This is a genomic window from Pseudomonas sp. Z2-11, from assembly GCF_054161305.1.
The window spans coordinates 3,163,627-3,185,133 of sequence record NZ_CP096395.1 but is presented as its reverse complement, the minus strand read 5'-3'; the positions used below and the strand labels follow the sequence as shown (position 1 = coordinate 3,185,133).

The 21,507-nt window shown below is 63.3% G+C and carries 20 protein-coding genes; 7 read left to right on the top strand and 13 right to left on the bottom strand.

Features of this window, described 5'->3' with window-relative positions:
- Window positions 1-789: 789 nt before the first annotated feature.
- From M1E16_RS14075 to M1E16_RS14045, 7 genes are all read right to left on the bottom strand, one after another.
- Window positions 790-1,941 (bottom strand): acyl-CoA dehydrogenase family protein, encoded by a 1,152-nt coding sequence (locus M1E16_RS14075; RefSeq protein WP_434698205.1) that lies wholly within the window; start codon window positions 1,939-1,941, stop codon window positions 790-792.
- A gap of 2 nt (window positions 1,942-1,943) precedes the next feature.
- Window positions 1,944-3,050, bottom strand: a complete 1,107-nt coding sequence (locus M1E16_RS14070) for an enoyl-CoA hydratase/isomerase family protein (RefSeq protein ID WP_458127592.1) — start codon at window positions 3,048-3,050, stop codon at window positions 1,944-1,946.
- A 134-nt stretch (window positions 3,051-3,184) separates the two neighbouring features.
- Window positions 3,185-3,892, bottom strand: coding sequence for an HPP family protein (locus M1E16_RS14065; protein ID WP_458127591.1), 708 nt, complete (start codon window positions 3,890-3,892; stop codon window positions 3,185-3,187).
- A gap of 173 nt (window positions 3,893-4,065) precedes the next feature.
- Window positions 4,066-5,442: a UDP-glucose dehydrogenase family protein gene (locus tag M1E16_RS14060; RefSeq protein ID WP_458127590.1), complete on the bottom strand. Its 1,377-nt coding sequence runs from the start codon at window positions 5,440-5,442 to the stop codon at window positions 4,066-4,068.
- A gap of 87 nt (window positions 5,443-5,529) precedes the next feature.
- Window positions 5,530-6,471, bottom strand: coding sequence for a LysR family transcriptional regulator (locus M1E16_RS14055; protein ID WP_458127589.1), 942 nt, complete (start codon window positions 6,469-6,471; stop codon window positions 5,530-5,532).
- Window positions 6,472-6,530: 59 nt separating this feature from the next.
- Window positions 6,531-7,079 carry a hypothetical protein gene (locus M1E16_RS14050; protein ID WP_458127588.1) on the bottom strand — a complete coding sequence of 183 codons (549 nt, stop codon included), beginning with the start codon at window positions 7,077-7,079 and terminating at the stop codon, window positions 6,531-6,533.
- A gap of 24 nt (window positions 7,080-7,103) precedes the next feature.
- Window positions 7,104-7,907: a putative hydro-lyase gene (locus tag M1E16_RS14045; RefSeq protein ID WP_458127587.1), complete on the bottom strand. Its 804-nt coding sequence runs from the start codon at window positions 7,905-7,907 to the stop codon at window positions 7,104-7,106.
- Window positions 7,908-8,387: 480 nt separating this feature from the next.
- On the opposite strand from M1E16_RS14045, the gene M1E16_RS14040 reads away from it, so the two are divergent.
- The gene (locus M1E16_RS14040) at window positions 8,388-9,629 is read left to right on the top strand and encodes an OprD family porin (RefSeq protein ID WP_458127586.1); all 1,242 of its coding nucleotides are present in this window, start codon (window positions 8,388-8,390) and stop codon (window positions 9,627-9,629) included.
- A gap of 18 nt (window positions 9,630-9,647) precedes the next feature.
- Here M1E16_RS14040 and phnE read toward each other — a convergent pair whose 3' ends face one another.
- The 4 genes from phnE to M1E16_RS14020 are packed head-to-tail and all read right to left on the bottom strand — an operon-like array spanning window position 9,648 to window position 12,878.
- Entirely contained in the window at window positions 9,648-10,415 is a 768-nt protein-coding gene (gene phnE / locus M1E16_RS14035) for a phosphonate ABC transporter, permease protein PhnE (RefSeq protein WP_458127585.1), read from the bottom strand.
- Window positions 10,412-11,239, bottom strand: a complete 828-nt coding sequence (locus tag M1E16_RS14030; protein ID WP_434697684.1) for a PhnE/PtxC family ABC transporter permease — start codon at window positions 11,237-11,239, stop codon at window positions 10,412-10,414. Before M1E16_RS14030 ends, phnE begins: the two co-directional genes overlap by 4 nt.
- Window positions 11,233-12,030 (bottom strand): phosphonate ABC transporter ATP-binding protein, encoded by a 798-nt coding sequence (locus M1E16_RS14025; RefSeq protein ID WP_458127584.1) that lies wholly within the window; start codon window positions 12,028-12,030, stop codon window positions 11,233-11,235. Before M1E16_RS14025 ends, M1E16_RS14030 begins: the two co-directional genes overlap by 7 nt.
- Window positions 12,027-12,878 (bottom strand): putative selenate ABC transporter substrate-binding protein, encoded by an 852-nt coding sequence (locus M1E16_RS14020; RefSeq protein ID WP_458127583.1) that lies wholly within the window; start codon window positions 12,876-12,878, stop codon window positions 12,027-12,029. The genes M1E16_RS14025 and M1E16_RS14020 overlap by 4 nt, the downstream gene beginning before the upstream one ends.
- Window positions 12,879-13,281: 403 nt before the next feature.
- On the opposite strand from M1E16_RS14020, the gene M1E16_RS14015 reads away from it, so the two are divergent.
- The 6 genes from M1E16_RS14015 (at window position 13,282) to M1E16_RS13990 (ending at window position 20,156) form a co-directional block, all read left to right on the top strand.
- On the top strand, window positions 13,282-14,145 hold the full coding sequence (locus M1E16_RS14015) for a LysR substrate-binding domain-containing protein (RefSeq protein WP_434568379.1): 864 nt from the start codon (window positions 13,282-13,284) through the stop codon (window positions 14,143-14,145).
- Window positions 14,146-14,264: 119 nt separating this feature from the next.
- Window positions 14,265-15,317, top strand: a complete 1,053-nt coding sequence (locus M1E16_RS14010) for a putative 2-aminoethylphosphonate ABC transporter ATP-binding protein (protein ID WP_458127582.1) — start codon at window positions 14,265-14,267, stop codon at window positions 15,315-15,317.
- A gap of 13 nt (window positions 15,318-15,330) precedes the next feature.
- Window positions 15,331-17,034, top strand: coding sequence for a putative 2-aminoethylphosphonate ABC transporter permease subunit (locus M1E16_RS14005; protein WP_458130328.1), 1,704 nt, complete (start codon window positions 15,331-15,333; stop codon window positions 17,032-17,034).
- A 21-nt stretch (window positions 17,035-17,055) separates the two neighbouring features.
- On the top strand, window positions 17,056-17,883 hold the full coding sequence (gene phnX / locus M1E16_RS14000) for a phosphonoacetaldehyde hydrolase (RefSeq protein ID WP_458127581.1): 828 nt from the start codon (window positions 17,056-17,058) through the stop codon (window positions 17,881-17,883).
- Between the two features lie 31 nt (window positions 17,884-17,914).
- Complete coding sequence (locus M1E16_RS13995) at window positions 17,915-18,934, top strand: putative 2-aminoethylphosphonate ABC transporter substrate-binding protein (protein WP_434568383.1); 1,020 nt, start codon at window positions 17,915-17,917, stop codon at window positions 18,932-18,934.
- A gap of 64 nt (window positions 18,935-18,998) precedes the next feature.
- A complete protein-coding gene (locus M1E16_RS13990) occupies window positions 18,999-20,156 on the top strand; it encodes a TIGR03364 family FAD-dependent oxidoreductase (RefSeq protein ID WP_458127580.1) in 1,158 nt (385 codons plus the stop codon).
- Between the two features lie 52 nt (window positions 20,157-20,208).
- Here the strand turns inward: M1E16_RS13990 and M1E16_RS13985 are convergent, their stop codons facing one another.
- Together M1E16_RS13985 and M1E16_RS13980 are read right to left on the bottom strand one after the other, a co-directional pair.
- Window positions 20,209-20,907 (bottom strand): outer membrane protein, encoded by a 699-nt coding sequence (locus tag M1E16_RS13985; RefSeq protein WP_434600807.1) that lies wholly within the window; start codon window positions 20,905-20,907, stop codon window positions 20,209-20,211.
- A 73-nt stretch (window positions 20,908-20,980) separates the two neighbouring features.
- Entirely contained in the window at window positions 20,981-21,457 is a 477-nt protein-coding gene (locus M1E16_RS13980) for an SRPBCC family protein (protein ID WP_458127579.1), read from the bottom strand.
- Window positions 21,458-21,507 lie beyond the last annotated feature (50 nt).

The window sequence follows — 21,507 nt, the reverse complement described above, 5'->3', positions numbered from 1 at the left end:
TGCGGCGTTGAACCGATCCTCCCTGGCGAGGGAGCTTGCTCCCGCTCGGCTGCGCAGCAGTCGCAAAACCGGTCAATGCGATTCACCTGGAGAAATGCAGGGGCCCGCTTCGCAGGCCAGCGGGAGCAAGCTCCCTCGCCACAGGGGATGGTCTCCAGGCTGACGCTGCCCCTGAGCCCTGTGGGAGCGAGCCTGCTCGCGATGGGGCCAGTATATTCAGCATCGCCGGGACAGACATACCGAGTTCGCGAGCAAGCCCGCTCCCACACAAGCCCGCCCTCACAGCATTGCGATACTGAACTGATCTTCCGTGGCGAGGGAGCTTGCTCCCGCTCGGCTGCGCAGCAGTCGCAAAACCGGTCAATGCGATTCACCTGTAGAAATGCAGGGGCCCGCTTCGCAGGCCAGCGGGAGCAAGCTCCCTCGCCACAGGGGATGGTCTCCAGGCTGACGCTGCCCCTGAGCCCTGTGGGAGCGAGCCTGCTCGCGATGGGGCCAGTACATTCAGCATCGCCGGGACAGACATACCGAGTTCGCGAGCAAGCCCGCTCCCACACAAGCCCGCCCTCACAGCATTGCGATACTGAACCGATCCTCCGTGGCGAGGGAGCTTGCTCCCGCTCGGCTGCGCAGCAGTCGCAAAACCGGTCAATGCGATTCACCTGGAGAAATGCAGGGGCCCGCTTCGCAGGCCAGCGGGAGCAAGCTCCCTCGCCACGAGGGATAGTCTCCAGGCTGACGCTTCCTCTGAGCCCTGTGGGAGCGAGCCTGCTCGCGAAGCTTTTGGCGTTACACCAGGTAGTGCCTGAGCTCCCGAGCAATCACCATCCGCTGAATCTCGCTCGACCCTTCGTAGATCTGGGTAATCCGCGCGTCGCGGTAATAGCGCTCCACCGGGTAATCCTCAAGATAGCCATAGCCGCCATGGATCTGAATCGCCGAGGAGCAGACTTTCTCGGCCATTTCCGAGGCGAACAGCTTGGCTTGCGACGCCTCCGACAGGCACGGCTTGCCGGCGCTGCGAAGCCGCGCGGCATGCAGGATCAGCAGGCGAGCGGCGTTCAGGCGGGTGTGCATGTCGGCCAGCAGATTGGCGATGCTCTGGTGTTCGATGATCGGTTTGTCGAACTGCACCCGATCCCGGGAATAGGCCAGGGCCGCTTCGAATGCCGCACGGGCGATGCCCAGGGCCTGGGCGGCGATGCCGATGCGCCCACCTTCGAGGTTGGACAGGGCGATGGCCAGGCCCTTGCCCCGTGCGCCCAGCAGGTTGGCTTCGGGAATGGTGCAGTTGCTCAGCGTGACGGCACAGGTGTCCGACGCACGAATGCCCATCTTGTGTTCGGTGCGGTCAACGATGAAACCGGGCGTGTCGGTGGGCACCAGGAACGCCGAAATGCCTTTTTTGCCAAGATCCGCATCCGTCACGGCAAATACGATAGCCAGCTTGGCGCGCTTGCCATTGCTGACGAACTGCTTCGCGCCGTTGATTACCCATTGACCATCTTTCAGTTCCGCCCGCGTACGCAGGTTGTGCGCCTCGGAGCCGGCCTGTGGTTCGGTCAGGCAGAAGCAGCCGATGGCCTGGCCGCTGGCGAGATCCGCCAGCCAGGTCTGTTTCTGCTCATCGCTGCCGAAATTCAGCACCGGCCCGCAACCTACGGAGTTGTGGATGCTCATCAGTGCTCCAGTAGCACCGTCACCTGCCGAGATTTCCTCCACCGCCAGGGCGTAGGCCACGTAGTCGACATAGGTACCGCCCCATTCCTCGGGCACCACCATGCCCAGCAGGCCCAGCTCGCCCATTTTTGCCACCAGCCCATCGTCGATCCAGCCGGCTTTTTCCCAGGCCTGGGCGTGGGGCGCGATTTCACCCCGGGCGAAATCACGGGCCATGTCGCGGATCATCACTTGTTCTTCGGTCAGCTCAAGGTCGTGCATGTTCAATTCCCGTGGTAGTCGAAGCCGTCGAAGAAACTCGCCACATGGTCGGCGTCCAGCGCCTCCAGGGTCGGTGGGTTCCAGCGCGGGTTCTTGTCTTTATCGATCAGCAGGGCACGTACGCCTTCGATCAGGTCGCCGCGCGCGAACCATTGCCGGTCCAGGTGCAGCTCCAGGGCAAAACAGTCTTCCAGGCTCAGGTGCCGGCCGCGTCGCAGCATTTCGAGGGTCACCGCCATCGCCAGGGGTGAGCGGGTTTCCAGCAGCTCGGCGGTCTTCAGCGCCCACCCGTGGCTGTTGGCGACCGTGACCTGGCGCAACTGCTCGACCATGCTCGGTACATCCGGCAGGGCGAAGAAATGATCGATGGCCGGCCGCAAGTCGGCCAGGGGCGGGGCAGGCAACTGTTGGACCGCCATTTTCGCTAGCAGGCTTTGCAGGTCCTTGAGCGGTGAATCGCGCCAGTCCAGGCGGTCGAGACGTTCATCGAGCTGGGTGATTTTCTGGCTGTCGAGATACCAGTCGGCCAGGCCGCAGTACAGCGCGTCGGCAGCGCGGATCTGCACCCCGCTGACGCCCAGGTAGATACCCAGTTCACCGGGAATGCGCGGCAGGAAATAGCTGCCGCCGACATCCGGGAAATAGCCAATGCCGACCTCGGGCATGCCCAGTCGGCTACGCTCGGTCACCACCCGCAGATCGGCGCCTTGCACCAGACCCATGCCGCCGCCCAGCACGAAACCGTCCATCAAGGCGAGGATCGGTTTGCGGTAATGGTGGATAGTCAGGTCAAGGGCGTATTCCTCGACGAAGAAGTCTTCGTGCAGGGTGTCGCCCTGCTTGTGGCTGTCGTACAGCGAGCGGATATCGCCGCCCGCACAAAACGCCTTGTCGCTGGCTCCGCGCAAGACAACGGCGCGGATCTGCGAATCGGTGGCCCAGCTATCGAGTTGCTGCTGCAAGCTGCGCACCATGCCCAGGGTAAGGGCGTTCAGGCCGGCGGGGCGGTTCAGGGTCAGGTGGCCGATGTGGTTGCGAACGTCGACCAACACCTCGTATGGCGCGGTTTCGATGCTGCCCGCAGCTTGGGATGAAACCTGAACTGTCATCGCTAACTCCCTGCTTTTATTGTTCTTTATAAATTTTTAAGCGCGTACCCGGTCGGGATCGTAACAGCGCAAATTTGCATTGCACAACCGGGATACGTGCAGGTCCTGTCTGCATATTTATAGCAGCCACAGGCTCAGCCGCGACCCGACAGCACCTCCGTGATGCTGCGACGCTTGGCATGCCGCTCGCTGGCGTGGATCAATTGTTCGAGATCTTCGGGGGTTACGTCGAAGAATGCTTCCATTTCCTCAAGCGCAAGTTTCAAGTCTTCGGCGGTGATCGCCTGGCGATCGACGGGGGGATGGTCGGCGGGAATCACCGCTGCCGGCTCGCTGGCACGCTTGGGATAGCGCACCCGCGTGAAGTTGTTGTAGGCCAGCGCGAAGACGAGCAGGCCGGAGCCGGCCAGCATGGCGGCGCCAAGCGCCTGCCAGTCGAGGGCGACGATGGATGCGTCTGCCAGCACCAGCGTCGCCGCCAAGGCGCCGGCCGGTGGATGCAGGCAACGCAGCCAGCACATCAGCACCAGTGCCATGCCGGCCGCCAGGCATGCGCTACCCAGCGTGCGGCCGAGCACATGGGCGACCAGCAACGCCACGACCGATGCGCACAGATAACCACCGAAGATCGACCAGGGTTGGGCCAGGGCACCTGATGACACCGCAAACAACAGCACGGCCGAGGCGCCGAGCGGGCCGATCAGGTGTTGCGCCACTTCAAGACCGAATACCTGGCCACAGAGCCAGACACTGAACATTGTTCCAAGGGCCATGCCGATGGCGGCGCGACTCCATTCGGTGGGGCGGGTATTGATAGCAGCGGGGAACCAGCGAGCAAACATCAAGCGAACATCCAAAAAACGAACAAAAAAAGGGGCTTACGGGAGAATCCCTGAAAGCCCTTTAAGTGTTCCAACAATTGGGGGAGGAACGATGTACAGTGTGCCGCCAGCCAACCTTGCTTACAAATTCATATTAATGCTGGTTGAGTGCATTTATTTTGAAGCAATGAACGTCAGGCACTTCTGGCTCGCGGCCACGACGGCTGCGCGATGGGTAATTCGCGGGATTGCCCCCGGCCCATCGGGAAATAGCTGAAGCCTTTGTCGGCCATGCGATCCGGGTCGTAGAGGTTGCGCCCGTCAAAAATCACCGGCGCCTTGAGGCGTTGCTGGATCAACTGGAAGTCCGGCGCCTTGAACGACTGCCATTCGGTGCAGATGATCAACGCGTCGGACCCGGCCAGCACCGATTCCGGTGTGCCCATGAGCATCAGTTTCGCTTCATTGGGATAGAGCAGCTGGGTCTGTTGCATGGCCTCCGGATCAAACGCCCGGACGCTGGCCCCGGCGGACCACAGCGCTTCCAACAGGGTGCGACTGGGCGCGTCGCGCATGTCGTCGGTGTTGGGCTTGAAGGCCAGGCCCCACAGCGCAAAGGTCTTGCCCCGCAGGTCACCCTGGTAGAAGGCCTGGATGCGTTCGAACAACTTGTGTTTCTGCCGCTGGTTGATGGTTTCCACCGCTTGCAGCAGATCGCTGGAGCAACGCGCCTGCTCGGCCGTGTGGATCAAGGCGCGCATGTCCTTGGGGAAACATGAACCGCCGTAGCCGCAGCCTGGGTAGATGAAGTGATAGCCGATGCGCGAGTCGGCGCCGATACCCTGGCGCACCGACTCGATGTCGGCGCCGAGGTGTTCGGCCAGTTCGGCGATCTGGTTGATGAAGCTGATCTTGGTCGCCAGCATGCCGTTGGCGGCATATTTGGTCAGCTCCGCGCTGCGCACGTCCATGAACAGGATCCGGTCGTGGTTGCGGTTGAACGGCGCATACAGGTCGCGCATGGTTTCGCGCACCTCCTCACGCTCGCAGCCGATCACGATGCGATCCGGGCGGCGGCAATCGGCGACCGCCGAGCCTTCCTTGAGAAATTCGGGGTTGGAGACGATATCGAACTGCAGCAGGCGACCGGCCTTGAGCAGGCATCGATCGATGTGCGCTCGCAGGATGTCGCCGGTGCCCACCGGCACGGTGGACTTCTCCACGACAACAATTGGCTGTTCGCGATGGCGGGCGACCGCCTCACCAACGGCGAGGACCTGGCGCAAATCCGCCGAGCCGTCCTCCCTGGAGGGGGTTCCCACGGCAATAAACAGGACCTGCCCATGCTGCACCGCAACCTGTTCATCACAGGTAAAGCGCAAGCGTCCGGCTTCCAGCCCCTCGCGCACCAGCGTCGCCAGGCCCGGTTCGAAAATGCTCACCTGGCCCTGACGCAGGAGCTCGATCTTCTGCTCATCGATGTCCATGCACATCACGTCATGACCGACCTCGGCCAACACGACGGCTTGCACCAATCCAACGTAACCACTGCCGAACACACTGATTTTCATGGCGGACTCCCTGGACCATCCCGAGCGGGCGCCGGCAGCGGTTCGCCGCGGCGTGCTCAGCCGAGAATAAGTCCGGGATGTTGCAGTTCACTGACAGTTCGCCGGGGCCTCGCTTACCACCAACCGGTACGGCGCCGGCAGTTGCCCCACGTAGTCGTCCACCACTTCCCGCGTCAGGCTGACGATGTCTTCAACCCGCTCCATGCCCGCGCCGGTCCGCCAACTGGCGACGATGTCCATCACCGACGGCAGCGGCACGCCGTCCACCAGCGTCAAGCTGCCCTGGTTCAATTCGCCTACCACCAGCGCCGCCGGCATGGCGCCGATACCAAAGCCGTCACGAACCAGGCGGGTGATCGCCGAGGCGGAATTCACGCAATTGATCCGCGGCGAGACGATATTGGCCGAGTGCAGCATGTTCAGGAGGTCCTGGTGGGGCCGGGAGTTGCGCGAGAAGGTCACGATGCGCTCCTGGGACAGTTCGTCCAGCGATGCGTAGTGGCGGTCAAAGGATGAGCCGCTGCGCACCACCCAGTGCATCGGATAACGCGTCAGGAGCGCATTGCGCACGCTGTCGAGGCGCAGGATGTCGGTCTGGAAAATGATGTCCTGGTAGCCTTTCTCCAGTTGCGTGCACAGGTTGCTCGCGGTGTCGGCCGACAATTCGATTTCCAGCGCCGGGTAGCATTCCATCAGGCGCGTGACCAACGGGCTGAGCCAGGTATGGATCACCGTGTCCATCGCGCCGATGCGAATCCGCCCGCGTACCTGGCGTGGGTCCTTGATCACGGCTTTCATGCTGTGCATGGTGTCCATGATGCGCTCGGCGTACTCCAGCACCCGCTGGCCTTCGGAAGTCAATGACACGCCCTTGGAATCACGCACGAACAGACGCACGCCCAACTCGTCTTCCAGGGCTGCAATTCGGCTGGAAATCGACGCCTGGGTGGTGAACAGCTTTTCCGCCGTGAGGCGAAAGCTCTTCAGGCGGGCGACCCAGACGAAGGTTTCCAGAAACTTGATATTCATGGGCGGCGGCTCCTGAAACGGGCGGGGCAAGGTATTGGATTGTCCGGGAGCGCCGGTGATCAACCGGTCCTGCAATCCCTGGACGAGAGGTACTGGACCACGTCTTCAAGCGCCCTTGAATCCGGCACCTCGCCGAGGATCGCAGCGGCGTCGCACCACGGATATTCCAGACCCGACACCCAGGCCATGACTTCCGTAAGCTCGGCTGCCGGCAGGGTCTTCATGTGTTCGATGGTTATCGTGAGCCCCTCGGACAGCCCGGACTCGGCGCTGAATCGCCAGTCGTAGCGGCCACAACCGACCCTGACCTCACCGCTGTGTTTGTCCGACATCGCGACCAACCATTTGCACTCGTAGGTGCGGACGTTGGCATGAGGAGGGTTGCCCAGGCAGAACGTGTAGACGTTCTCGAACGCCTGGTTGAACCGACTCACCAGCACTTCACCGATCGCGCCACGACCTGCGACATGCTCCGGGAAGGCGATGGAGCCGGTGCGGACCACCATGTCCAGGACTGCGTCCTGGATGAAGGCCTGGTCCAGCAGGTGAGGGCGGTTGCCGTCCTTGGCGCGGATGTAATGTTCGATTGATCGCTGCGGGCTGTTCATCAGATCTCCATTTCAGGTCGGGTATCACAACGCGCTGTTCAAAACGTCGGTCACCAGCATACAACCCGGTGCGTGGGTGATGCACAGCGGCGGTCGCGAAGCCTGCACCACCGATTGCGGCGTCACGCCACAGGCCCAGAACACCGGGACCTCGTCGGCTTCCACCGGCACCGCGTCGCCATAGTCCGGCGTGTCCAGGGAATCAATGCCGATCAGCGACGGATCACCGATGTGGACCGGGGCGCCATGGACGTTGGGCATGCGTCCGGTGATCTGGATCGCCTGGATCGCCGCGGCGGCCTTCATCGGGCGCATGCTCACGACCATTTTGCCAGACAGGCGCGCGGTGGGGCGCGTGTCGATGTTGGTGCGGAACATGGCAACGTTGCGCCCCAGGTCAATGTGCCTCAGGCGTATACCGGCCTCCAGCAAGGGTTGCTCGAACGAGAACGAGCAGCCGAGGGCGAAGGTCACCATGTCGTCCTGCCACAGGTGTTCGATGTCCATCGGCTCTTCGCTCAACTCGCCGTGACGAAAGACCCGATAGCGCGGCACTTCGTGGCGGATATCGATGGGCGCGCCGAGGTTGCGCAGGAACGGATCCCCCGGTTCGCTCACGTCCAGCACCGGACACGCCTGACGGTTGAGCGTGCAGTAGCGCAGGAATTCGTCGGCCCAGTCATCCGGCAGGATCACGATGTTGGCTTGCACCCGGCCCTGGCCCAGGCCGCTGGTGTGGCCGTGGTAGCGACCGGCCGCGATGTTCTGGCGCAGGGACTGGGGCGAACACTGCTGCAGTTGTTCGAATGTCAGGGCGGACGGCGGCATCTGAGATCTCCATTGGTTTTTTGTTAGAGCTCCTTTGTAGAAGCCCCGGACGACGGCGTCCAACAAGGAAAACTTTTACCCCCTGACAACAAAAAGTTATCCGACGATCGAGGCAGCGAAGTCAGACCAGCTGCGACCCAGCATGCATCAGATTTTCTTATGCCCGAGCCGGCTTTTTTCCCGTTTGACGCTGTCCGGCGCCGGTGGGAAGAATCTGCCTCGACGTCAATGTGGTTCGCTTGAGCGATTGATATCCCGTGGCGAGGGAGCTTGCTCCCGCTTGAGCGCGAAGCGTTCATAAAATGGGTCTGCTGCGCAGCCCAGCGGGAGCAAGCTCCCTCGCCACGGGTTCATCGTCTCTCTTGCGAGAACGTCACGCCGCCTCCATGGGCGACGTTCAAGACACTGCCCCAAACAATAAGCGAGGCGCGCCAGCCGTCCCCGACGGGAACACTCGCGCCCATAAAAAAGGAGCACGCCATGTACCGTTTCATCGCTAATCACTTCAACCGTAAACCCGTGGGCACTTTGCTCGGCCTCGGTCTGATGAGCGCGTCGAGTGCTCACGCCGATTTCATCAGCGACAGCAAAGCCAGCCTGGAAGCCCGCAACTTCTATTTCAACCGCGATTTTCGGCAGGAGGGCGCGCGGGACAAGGCCGAGGAGTGGGCGCAAGGCTTTCTGTTGCGCATGGAGTCGGGCTACACCGCCGGGACCTTGGGTTTCGGGCTGGATGCGTTGGCCATGGCCGGTTTCAAACTGGATTCGGGCGGCGGCACGGCAGGCACCAATCTGTTGCCGGCAGACTCGTCCGGGGGTTCCCAGGACCGCTACGGCGAACTTGGCCTGACCGCGAAGGCACGCTTGTCCAACAGCACCCTGAAAGTGGGCACCCTGCAAATCAAGGACCCGGTGGTCAATTCCAACGATACGCGCCTGCTGCCGGGAACCTTCAAGGGCGGGTTGTTGAGCGTGCAGGAAATTGACCGTTTGAAGCTGACCGCCGGACAGCTTACACAGATCAACTTCGTCGACTCCACCCACTATCAGGACATGACGGCCAACCGCATTGGAGGCATCAGCGACCGCTTCCAGTTCGCCGGAGCGGACTACCAGTTCCTGCCGAATCTCACGGCGCAATACCGCTACGGCAAACTGGAGGACATCTACCAACAGAACTACCTGGGCTTGGTCCATAGCCTGGACCTGGGCGCGGGGCAATCATTGAAAAGCGACGTGCGTTACTCCCGCAGCACCGAGGACGGCAGCTTCCGCGCTATCGACAACCAGGCGTTCGGCGCGATGTTCACCTATAGCCTCGATGGGCACGCGCTGGGCCTGGGTTACCAACGCATGAGCGGCGACGACCCATTTCCCTACATCTCGCGCAGCGATCCGTACCTGGTCAACTTCGTCCAGATCGGTGATTTCGCCAATGTCGAGGAGCGCTCCTGGCAGGCCCGTTACGACTACAACTTTGCCGGCCTCGGCGTGCCGGGGCTGACGTTCATGACCCGCTACATCAGTGGCGACAACGTGCAACGCAGCGCGCCGGGTGAAGGCAAGGAATGGGAGCGCAACAGCGATATCGCCTACGCGATCCAGGACGGCACGTTGAAGGGGCTGGGGCTCAAATGGCGCAATGCCTCGGTGCGCTCGAACTTTGGCAATGACCTGGACGAAAATCGCCTGATCGTCAGTTACACGATGGCGCTGTGGTGACGGCGCGCCGGGCAGCCGTCAGGCCTTGACCCAGCGCTGGCGGCTCCAACCGCTCAGGGTATCGACTATGAAGACCAGCAACAGCATGGCCAGGATCACCGTGCTGCCTTGGGCTTCCTGGAACAGGCTGAGGCTGACATAGAGCATCTGGCCCAGGCCGCCGGCGCCGACGAAGCCCAGCACACTGGCCATACGGATGTTGTTTTCCCAGCGGTAGAGGGTGTAGGCGAGCAGCTGCGGCATCAGGTTGGGCAGGGTGCCGTAGCAGAAAGCCGCGAGCGCGCTGCCACCTTGCAAACGGATCGCATCGGCGGGTTGCGACGGGGTATTTTCCAGCGCCTCGGCAAACAGCCGGCCGAGCACGCCGACGGTATGCAGGGTCAGCGCCAGCGTACCGGCATTGGGGCCGAGCCCGGCGGCAAACACCATCAGCGCCGCCCACACCAGTTCCGGAACCGCGCGCAACGCGTTCAACACCAGGCGCGAGGCGCTTTGCAACGGCCAGCCAAGGCGCCCGGCGGCCGGCAGTGCCAGTGCCAGCCCCAACACCGCCGCGAGCAATGTGCCGATGGCGGACATGGCGATGGTTTCCAGTGCGCCGTGGCCGATCGCCTTGAGGTACGCCGGGCTCAGGTCCGGACTGAGGAAGCGTTGCGCATAAGCGGTCATCTGCTTGAGGCTCGCGCTGTCACCCAACGCGCCCAGGTCGATGCCCAGATAGCCGAACGAAGCGACGACCGCCGCACAAATGCCCAGCAGCAATAGCACGTTGAACAGCCGATTCATGCCAGTCTCCAGCGCAGCAGGCGGCTGAGCTGATCGGCGAACATCACCAGCACCAGGAAGGTCAGCAGCAGGCTGGCCACTTCACCGCCGGCGAACATGCGCAACGACAGGTCCATCTGCTGGCCCAGGCCACCCGCGCCGACAAAACCCATCACCACTGACGCGCGGATGGCGCATTCCCAGCGGTACACGGTGTACGACAGCAGCTCGGCGGCGACGTTGGGCAGGATCCCGTAGCAGAACGCCGCGAGCCGGCCGCTGCCGGCCTGCATCAAAGCGTGTGCCGGGCGCTGGTCGACCGATTCGAAGATTTCCGCATAGACCTTGCCCAGCATGCCGCTGTACGTGATGGCGATCGCCAGCACCCCGGCCGTCGGACCCAGGCCGACAGCGCGCACGAAGAGCAAGGCCCAGACGATTTCCGGCACGCTGCGCAGGAAGATCAACAGGCCGCGTACTGGCCAACGCAACCATTGGCCGAGGTTGCCAGGTTTGCCGGAGCGGTAGGCGGCCGACAATGACAATGCGCGACTGGCCAGCAGGCTGGCGGGAACGGCCACCAGCAGCGCCAGGGCCATGCCGGCGGTGGCAATCGCCAGTGTCTGCAGGGTGGCTTGCAGTAGCAGGTCGACAAACGTCTCGTCATGGGCCGGTGGCCAGAACGCCGCGACGAACCGGCCCATCTCACTCTGGCTGTCGCTGGCCAGCAGCACGCCGAGGTCGACCTCGCTGAACCGAATACCCGGCCACAGCAGGGCCAGGGCCAACAGGGTCAGGAGCAGGCGAGGGCGGGTGGCGGGGTCCCGGGCGTCACGCTTCAGCATCGCGGAATCTGCACGCTCGTAGGTGGTGGAGGACTCGACATGGATTCCAACTGCTCGTTGGCATAAAGCGTGTCGAGCAGTTGGCGGTCGACCGCTTCGGTCGGCAAGTCGAATAGAATCTGCCCGTCACGCAGACCGATGATCCGGGAAAAATGCGCCAGCGCCAGCTCCACCGCGTGGAGGCTGGTGACCAGGGTCACGCGGTGCTCCCGGGCATGCTGGCAGAGCACCGCAAGTGTGTGCTCGGCCAACACCGGGTCCATCGCCGATACCGGCTCGTCCGCAAGTAATACCTCGGGCGCCTGGTACAACACGCGGGCAATGCCGACACGTTGCAGCTGGCCACCGGACAACTGCTGGCATTGCGCGAACAGCTTGTCGCCCAGGTCCAGCCGGGCCAACGCCGCCCGAGCCCCGGGAATGTCCAGCGGGTGCAGCAGGTTCAGCAGGCTCTTGCCCAGGCCCCACTGGCCGAGCTTGCCGGCCAGCACTGCGGTGACCACCCGTTGGCGCGGCGGCAGGGGAGGCGCCTGGTGGACCAGGCCGATGCGTGCGCGCAGACGCTGCCGCCGGCGCGCGGACAATTGCCAGACTGGCTCGCCCAGTACCTGCACCTCGCCAGCGCCCGGCCGCAGGGCGGTTGCGAGCACATTGAGCAGGCTCGACTTGCCCGCGCCGGACGGGCCGATGATGGCGACCTGTTCCCCCGCGCCAATGTGCAGATCCACGCCACGCAGCGCCTGCGCACCGTTGGCGTGGATGACGCTGGCTCGGGTCAGACGTAATGTCATTTCAGCAGTTCGGCGGCGCGTGCGGCTTCTTCGATGCCTTTGTAGTTCTCGGGCTTGGTCTCGATGAAGCGGCTGGCGGCCTGCAGATCAAGGATTTCCTTGTCCTTCGGGTTCGCCGGATCGAGGTCCAGGAACGCCGCCTTGATCTTCGCCGCCAGCGCCGGGTCGAGCGTGCCGCGCACGGTCCAGTTGTAATCGAAGTAGGCCGGGGTAGTAGCGAACACCTTGACCTTGCTGGTGTCGACCTTGCCCGCCGCCACCAGTTTGTCCCAGACGCTGGCGTTGAGCACGCCGGCATCGACCTTGCCCGCCTGGACCCAGGCGGCCGTCGCATCATGGGCGCCCGAGTAGCCGACGCGGCTGAAATAGGTTTCCGGCTTGATGCCGTCCTTGAGCATGAAATAACGCGGCATCAGGCTGCCGGAGGTGGAAGAGATCGAACCGAAGGCAAAGCTTTTGCCCTTGAGGTCGGCCAGGGATTTGACCGCAGGGTCGGCGCTGATGAATTTACTGGTGAACTGGGCATCCTGTTCGCGCTGCACCAGCGGAATGGCGTTACCCGTCTTCAGGCGGGCCTGCACGAAGGTGAAACCGCCCAGCCAGGCCAGGTCGATCCGGTCGGTGGCCAGCGCCTCGACCACGGCGGGGTAATCGCTCACCGGTACGAACTCGACTTTCATGCCGATTTTCTGCTCCAGGTACGCCCCCAGCGGCTTGAACTTGCGCAGCAGTTCGGTCGGCGCTTCATCGGGGATCGCGCTGACCTTCAAGGTGTCGGCCGCCTGCGTCAGAAGGGAGTTCAGGGACAGGGTCAAACCGACGGCCAGTGCCAGGGTACGCTTGAGCATGTAAATCTCCGGTGCATGTAGGGCGTGAGTGTTCAAGCGCCAGGCACGCGTTGAGGAGCCGCGTTGGCCTGGCGCATTGTGAGGGTAGACGAACCGGTGCAATCTTGATCGTTTCTGACGACCAGGTAAATCCTGGCCCGTTTCGATGCCGGGATGCTACAAGGTCAACGCCGCGATGCAAGCGTAATGCTGTTCAACCAAGGCAATCGACAAACCCGTGGCGAGGGAGCTTGCTCCCGTTGGGCCGCGAAGCGGCCCCAAAACCTGCCAGATCGGAGTATCAGACACACCGCACCCGGCGCTTTACGACTGCTTCGCAGCCGAGCGGGAGCAAGCTCCCTCGCCACAAATAGATCATTTTTCTCGAGTAGATTGTCCCGTCAACTTTCTGGAGCGTCACAACATGCTCAGCGCCGAGCTGAAGTCTTTCCACATGGTCGCTCGCCTGGCCAGCGTCACTCAGGCGGCCAAGAAGCTCGGCCTCAGCCAGCCGACAGTGACCACGCAGATCCGCAGCCTGGAAGCCCAGTACGGCGTTGAACTGTTCTATCGCGGCGGGCGCCGCCTGACACTCAGTGACCAGGGCGCGCAGCTGTTGCCGATGGTGCAGAAACTGCTGCAGCAGGAGGCCGACATCGAGTTTTTCCTGCGCAACAGCGGCCAGGTGCAAGGCACGTTGCGTATCGGCGCCACCGCCCCGTATTACGTGCTGGATATCATCAAGGCCTTTCGCGAGCAGTTTGCGCTGTGCGAAGTGACCCTGGAAATCGGCAACTCACTGCAGGTCATCGAGGCGCTGGAGGAGTATCGCGTGGACCTGGCCGCGTCCTCGCAACTGGTCGAGGATGCGCGCCTGACCCGGCTGGTGCTGGGGCACGATCCACTGGTGCTGGCGGTACATCGCGAGCACCCATTGGCCAGCCACGACCGTGTCGCCCCGAGCGCCCTGGCCGGGCATTGCCTGCTGATGCGCGAAACCGGATCCACCACCCGCGCGCTCACCACAACGCTGCTGCGCGAGGCCGGGGTGGCGACCGGGCCGCTGCTGGAGATCGGCAGTCGCGAGTCGATTCGCGAAGCGGTCCTGCGCAACATCGGCATCAGCATCATCGCCCGTCACGAGGTGCCGGAGAATCCACAGCTCAAGGTGGTCGAGCTGGAAGGCGCGCCGCTGATCGCCGAGTATCTGTACTGCCTCAAGGAGCGCCGCCAGGCCCGGCTGCCGTCGGCATTCCTCGGCCTGGCACGAGAGACCAGCGCATCCTGAATTCGCTACACAAATCCGCCGATGCCACTATCGGCAGCTTTTAGCCAACTGCAATCAAGCCTTCGTACTGCCTGCCTACCATGACCCTCGTCGAGCTGACAGCTCATCGAGGTTATGTCATGACAAGAACACCTTCCGTAGACCTGCAGATACGCGACATCCATAAAGGCTTCGGCGCCTTCAAGGCGTTGGACGGGGTATCGCTGGAAATCGCCGCCGGTGAGCTGGTGTGCCTGCTTGGGCCTTCCGGCTGCGGCAAGACCACTTTGTTGCGCTGCATAGCGGGCCTGGAACGGCAAGACCGCGGCACGATCATGATCGGTGCGCGGGATGTCTCCGCCCTGGCACCGCAGGCTCGCGACTACGGCATTCTGTTCCAGTCCTATGCGCTGTTTCCCAACCTGACCGTGGAGCAGAACATCGGCTATGGATTGACGGGCAACCACCGCGAGACGATCCGCAGCCGGGTCGGTGAGATGCTGGAACTGGTCGGGCTGTGTGGCAGCGAGAAAAAATATCCCGGCCAGCTCTCCGGCGGCCAGCAGCAGCGGGTGGCGTTGGCCCGCGCCCTGGCTCCGGCGCCCTCGCTGTTGCTGCTCGATGAACCGATGTCGGCCCTCGATGCCCGGGTGCGCGAGCACCTGTGCGGCGAGTTGCGTCAGCTGCAGAAACGCCTGGGCATTACCACGTTGATGGTCACCCACAACCAGGACGAGGCGATGCTGATGGCCGATCGCATCGCGGTGATCAATCAGGGCCGCGTCGAACAGTTCGCCAGTGCGCAACAGATCTACCGCGCGCCGGCGAGCGCCTTTGTGGCTGATTTCGTCGGCCAGGGCAACTGGCTGCCTTTCGAGCGCGGGCACGACGGACAGGTTCGCGTCGGCGGGTTCAGTCTCAGCGTGGAGGGCGCTGACGTGGGGCGCAGCGGTCGACTCTTCTGCCGTCCGGAAGCCATACGGATCAATCCGTCGACGCCCGAAGCCAACCTGTTCGATGCGCAGTTGCGCGAACTGACCTACCTCGGCAACCGTTGTCGCCTGAGCTTCGAGCTGGACGCATTGCCCGGCCACACCCTGCTCGCCGAGCTGGAGCCGCAGGCCATGCCTGGGCTGCCCCAGGCGCGGCTGAAAATCGCGCTGCCGGCCCACAGCCTGCAGGTGTTCAATTGATATGCAAAACACGATGATTCTCAAGCCGACCGCAGTGCAGGTACCTCAGGTGCCCGGTGACCTGGCAGACCGATTGTTCATACGCGGCGGTCAGTGGCTGCTGCTAGTGTTGCTGGTGCTGGCGGTATTGCTGCCATTGCTCGCCATGCTGTGGCGCGCCTTCAGCGGTGATGCCGGCCAGGGCGGAGGCCTGCAGGCGGCGCTGACGCTGCTGGCCAGTGCGAATTTCCGCTGGCTGCTGGGCAACAGCCTGACGGTTTCAATGACCGTCGCGCTTATCGTCGTGCCGCTGGCCTATGCGTTCGCCTACGCATTGCAGCGCACCTGCATCGTGGCAAAGCCGCTGTGGCGGGGCCTTTCGCTGCTGCCGCTGCTGGCTCCCTCGATGCTGCCCGGCATTGCGCTGATCTATCTGTTCGGCAACCAGGGGCTGCTGCGCGATTTCAGCGCCGGCAACATCTATGGTTTCTGGGGCATTGTCCTGGGGCAGGCGATCTACACCTTTCCCCATGCCATGATGGTGCTGATGTCGGCGCTGGCGCTGGCGGACGCACGGCTGTTCGACGCGGCCTCAAGCATGGGCGCCTCGCCATGGCGGGCATTTCGCACCATCACCTGGCCCGGCAGCCGGCAAGGGGTGTTCGCGGCTTTCTGCCTGGTGTTCACCTTGTGCATCACCGACTTCGGCGTGCCGGTCACGGTCGGCGGCGACTATCAGGTGCTGGCGCTGGAAGCCTACAAGTCTGTCGTTGGCCAGCAGCAGTTTGGTCGCGGCGCGCTGATCGGCATGATTCTGCTGCTGCCCGCATTGCTCAGTTTCGCCGTGGACATGTGGCTGCGCCGTACTCAACGCGAAGCCATGGGCGGCCTCGCCCAGGTGTATCACCCGCAACCGTCGCGGGGGCGGGATGCAGCCTTCCTGAGCATAACGGCACTGATCGGCGGCGTTCTGCTCGGCGTGTTCGGCATGGCAGTGTACGCATCGCTCGTGCAGTTCTGGCCGTACGACCTGTCCTTGTCCCTGGACAACTACGCCTTCTCCGAACTGCCCGGCGGTTGGCTGGCCTATCGCAACAGCCTGCTGCTGGCGGTGTGCAGCGCGGCGTTCGGCAGCCTGGCGATCTTCACCGGTGCCTACCTGATCGAGAAGACCCGGCAGAGCGCATTGACGCGCACCCTGCGGCTGCTCAGCTTCGTCCCGATGGCCGTGCCCGGGCTGGTGCTGGGCCTGGGCTACGTGTTCTTTTTCAATCTGCCGGGCAATCCGCTCGGCAGCCTCTACGGCAGCCTGGCCTTGCTGGTGGTCTGTACGGTCGCGCACTTCCTGACCACCGCGCATATGACGGCCAGTACCGCCTTGCGCCAGCTCGACGATGAGTTCGAGGCTGCCGCCCTGGCGCTGAAAGTCCCGCTGGTTCGCCACTTCCTGCGGGTGACGCTGCCCATTTGCCTGCCGGCGTTGCTCGACATCGTTCGTTATCTGTTCGTGTCGGCGATGACCACGGTCTCAGCGGCGATTTTTCTCTACAGCCCTGACAGCGTTCTGGCTGCGGTGGCCGTGCTGAACATGGACGACGCCGGCAACGTCGGCGGGGCCGCCGCGATGGCGACGCTGATCTTGCTGACCTCGGCCAGCGTATCGCTGCTGCTTGCAATGCTGTCGCGCCGCCTGCTGCGCCGCTCCCAGGCCTGGCGCCAGCCGGCGCCGGGTCTTTGAAAACTTTTTTTGGAGATTCTGATGCACTACCAAACGCCAACTCGCCTGCAGGCAGCGATTCTCGATTGGGCCGGGACCGTCGTGGATTTCGGTTCGTTCGCGCCGACACGGATCTTCGTTGAAGCCTTCGCCAGCTTCGACATCGAGATCAGCCTGGAGGAAGCCCGTGGCCCGATGGGCATGGGCAAATGGGACCACATCCGCACCTTGTGCAACCAACCGGGCGTGGCGGAGCGGTTTGCGCGCCGGTTCGGGCGCGCACCGAGCGATGACGACGTGACTGCTATCTATGAGCGCTTCATGCCGCTGCAGATCGCCAGGGTCGCCGACCACTCGGACCTGATTCCCGGCGCACTGGAGAGCATCGCCGTCCTGCGCCAGCGCGGCCTCAGGATCGGCAGTTGCTCAGGCTACCCCCGGCAGGTGATGGACAAGGTCGTCGAACTGGCCGCCGCCAAGGGTTTCAGCCCCGACCATGTGGTCGCCACCGACGACGTGCCCAAAGGCCGGCCAAGCCCGGCGCAGGCATTGGCCAACGTGATCGCCCTGGGCCTGGACGATGTCGCCGCCTGCGTGAAAGTCGATGACACCGAGCCCGGCATCCTCGAAGGCCGCAGGGCAGGGATGTGGACCGTGGCATTGAGGTTTTCCGGCAACTTTCTCGGCCTCGACTGGGAGCAGTTCCAGGCTCTGTCGGCGCCGCAGTTGGCGGCCGAGCGCGAGCGCATCGACGGCTTGTTTGCCGCAAGCCGTCCGCATTACCTGATCGACACGATTGCCGAACTGCCCGCCGTGATCGACCACATCAACACGCAACTGGCCCGCGGCGTATTGCCGTCCCATTCCTGAAAAACTTCACTGACTGACACGGAGCCGTACCATGTCCAAACGCACTGCCTGGGCCGCCGGCCTGCTTGCCGCCTGTGTTCTGCAAGCCCATGCCAATACCGAACTGACCGTCTACACGGCCCTCGAAGTCGAGCAGCTCAAGGCCTACAAACAGGCCTTCGAGCAGCAAAACCCGGACATCGAGATCAAGTGGGTGCGCGATTCCACCGGCATCGTCACCGCCAAGCTGCTGGCGGAAAAGGATCGCCCCCAAGCCGATGCGGTCTGGGGTCTGGCAGGCTCGAGCCTGGCGATTCTCAAGCAGCAGGGCCTGCTGGACGCCTACAGCCCGGCGAACCTCGGCCAGATTTCCGCCCAATACCGCGACGCCGACACGCCGCCCACCTGGGTCGGCATGGACGTCTGGGCCGCCGCCATCTGCTTCAATACGGTGGAGGCGCAAAAGCTCGGCCTGCCCAAGCCCACCCGCTGGGAAGACCTTGCCAACCCCGTGTACCAAGGCAAGATCGTCATGCCCAATCCGGCGTCGTCCGGCACCGGTTACCTGGACGTCAGTGCCTGGCTGCAAACCTTCGGCGAGACCAAGGGCTGGGCCTACATGGACAAGCTGCACGCGAACATCGGCCAGTACACGCATTCCGGCTCCAAGCCCTGTAAGCTGGCCGCCGCCGGCGAGTTCCCCATCGGCATTTCGTTCGAATACCCGGCCATCCAGCTCAAGCGCAAAGGCGCGCCGCTGGACATCGTCCTGCCTGCCGAAGGCCTGGGCTGGGAAATCGAAGCCACCGCCATCATCAAAGGCACGCCGAAGCTGGCGGCTGCCAGAAAACTCGCTGACTTCTCCGCCAGCTCCGAGGCGATGCAGTTATACAAAGCGAACTTCGCGGTCCTGGCGCAACCGGGCATCGCCGAACGCCTGCCCGAGCTGCCGACGGACTACGAACAACGCCTGATCCGCAATGATTTCGCCTGGGCGTCGGAGAACCGCGACAAGGTGCTGGCCGAGTGGCGCAAGCGTTACGACGGCAAGTCCGAGCCGGTCGCCAAATAACCTTCTTCACAGGCCCGGCTGTTTCGAGCGGGCCTTACCTGATGATTGTTTTCAAGGAGTTTTCATGTCTGAGCACGACTGTGACCTGCTGATCGTCGGCGCCGGCATTCTCGGCCTGGCCCACGCCTGGGCTGGCGCCAGGCGCGGCCTTAAGGTCAAGGTGTTCGAGCGTAGCCATACGCCCCTGGGCGCCTCGGTACGCAACTTCGGCCAGGCCCTGGTCGGCGGCCAGGCGCCGGGTGTCATGCTGGACCTGGCGCGCCAGGCGAACGGTTTGTGGAAAACGCTGGGCCAGGCTGCCGGGCTGCACATGCATCAGCAAGGCTCGCTGCTGTTCGCCCGTACGGAAGCCGAAGAAGCGCTGCTCGAAGCGTTCGTGAGCGGGCGGGGCGCAGCATTGGGTTATCGCACCGAGCTGTTGCGTGGCGACGCGTTGGCGGCGCTTTACGATGGCCGTTTTGCCCATCACCGCGCGGCATTGCTCGGCCTCGACGATCAACAATTGTATTCCCGCGAGGCACTGCCGCAGATCGTCGATTACCTGGCCCGGGCGTTGGACGTCGAATTCCATTTTTCGACGCTGGTCCGCGATGTCGAACCCCACCGTGCGCTCACCAGCGCCGGACGCTTTACCGCGCGGCACATTGTGGTGTGCTCGGGCCATGACTATCAGACGCTGCTGGCCGAGCACATCGCCGGGCTCAACCCGCAAGTGTGCGGCTTGCAAATGCTCCGCGTACGGCCGCGACAGCCCCTGGCGTTACGCCACGCGTTGCTCACGGGCCTGAGCTGCGTGCACTACGGCGCGTTTGCCGACCTGCCTGAAGCGCAGGCCATCCGCACGCAGATCCGCACGCACCAGCCAGAGCTCGAAGCCCATGGCATCCATCTGCTCATCAGTCCAACCCCCTACGGTGACCTGATCATCGGCGATTCCCATGTCTACGGCAGCGACATTTCACCGTTCAACGCCGAGCAGGTGGACCGCATCCTGATTGACCTGGCGCAGCACACCCTGGGCGGCGAGATCGATGTACTGGAACGCTGGCAGGGTGTATATGGCGCGCGGGGGCCGGGACCGTTCAGCGTGATTTCGGCTGCGCAGGGCGTCACGGCAGTGCTGATGCATACCGGCTTGGGCATGAGCGTGGGACTGGCGCTGGGCGAACGGACGATCGCCGCAGCGCTGGGGGAGGGACCGTGGCAAAGCTCGGCGGCTTGACGTCGCCGAGGAGGGCGCCTCGTCGAGGCAAGGCGCCGGTCTGGCTGCCGATTCAGAGCCAGTAACGCAGGCCCAGCATCACCGATTGGGCTTCATATTCGGTGCTGACATCGCCTTGAGGCAGCCGTTCGATGTCGCCGAAGTGCGCCTCGCGCGTTCTCAGGCAGCGGTAATCCAGGGACATCGACCAGTTTTCGTTCAGCTCATAACCCACCCCGGCACCCAGTTGGTAGGCCGAGACGGTGTCGCGGTGAGTACCGCCGAACTCCACGCCACCGGCTTCCAGACCGCTGACCGTGAGGGTGGCGTAACCCAGGCCGCCGCCCAGGTAAGGGGTAAATCGGTTGAAAGGCGCGGGCAGGTTCAAGACGTCGTACCAGAGGTTGACCATCAGGCTGGCCGCTTTCTCTTCGCCTTCGCCATCGATGCTCCCGCCGCCCTCATAGACCCGGTTGTTGAACTGGGTCAGGGTATTTTCGCGATAACCGAGTTCCACCTCCGGGCGCAGCCCGACCGGGAAACGCCAGCCTAACGCCAGGCCGGTGGCGTAGCCGGAATGGAGCGGCTGGTTGAATTCCATCTCGACGAAATCCAGGTTGTTCTGGTTGAGGTCCTGCGCCGATACCCAGTTCAGGCCGCCCATGAGGCTGGCGTAAGGGCCCAGCGTGTCGGCGAAGGTGGACGCCGGGGCAACAGCGCCCATGCCGATGATGCCCATCACCAGGTATTGAGTGTTTTTCAGTAAGTTCATGCTCGGTCCGAAGTGTGCCGTTATTCAAAAGATTGCGAGAGCCGGCGCGCGTGGCGCTGACGTCGCGAACAGGTCATACGAGGTGCAGATGTGCTTGCGCTTTGTCGCGCTCCGGGGCGTCGACAGCGTTGGCGCGTTGTTCGGCAAGGGCTCCGAGGTTGCCCAGCGCCGTGGTCATTGCCGTCGTCAGCATTTTGCGCAGCAGCCCGCGGTACACGAAGCTCAACGGGCCGGAGATCCTGGCGCTATGGATGACCTGGGTTTGGTCCGGAGACAGCCTGCGCATCCGGTGGTCGAATTCGAGCCTTATCCAAAGCAGTCTCGCGCTGTTGCGATAGCTTTCCTGCGGTTCCACGGCCAGCAGCCTCAATGGCATTTTCAAGCCATTCCTGAGCACACACTGACCCGCGGTTCCCGCCTGGAACGGGCCCTCGAGTTGGCAATGGCTGACGTCGGTATCCCAGAGCGGGGCTTCCTGGAAATTGCTCCAGATCTTCCAGATTTCCGACGGTGGTGATTTGACTATGAGTTGAACCTTGACATCGTTCACGGCGACACCCTGTCTGTTGCGGGCACACTTGCGCCCCTGAGTTTGATCAA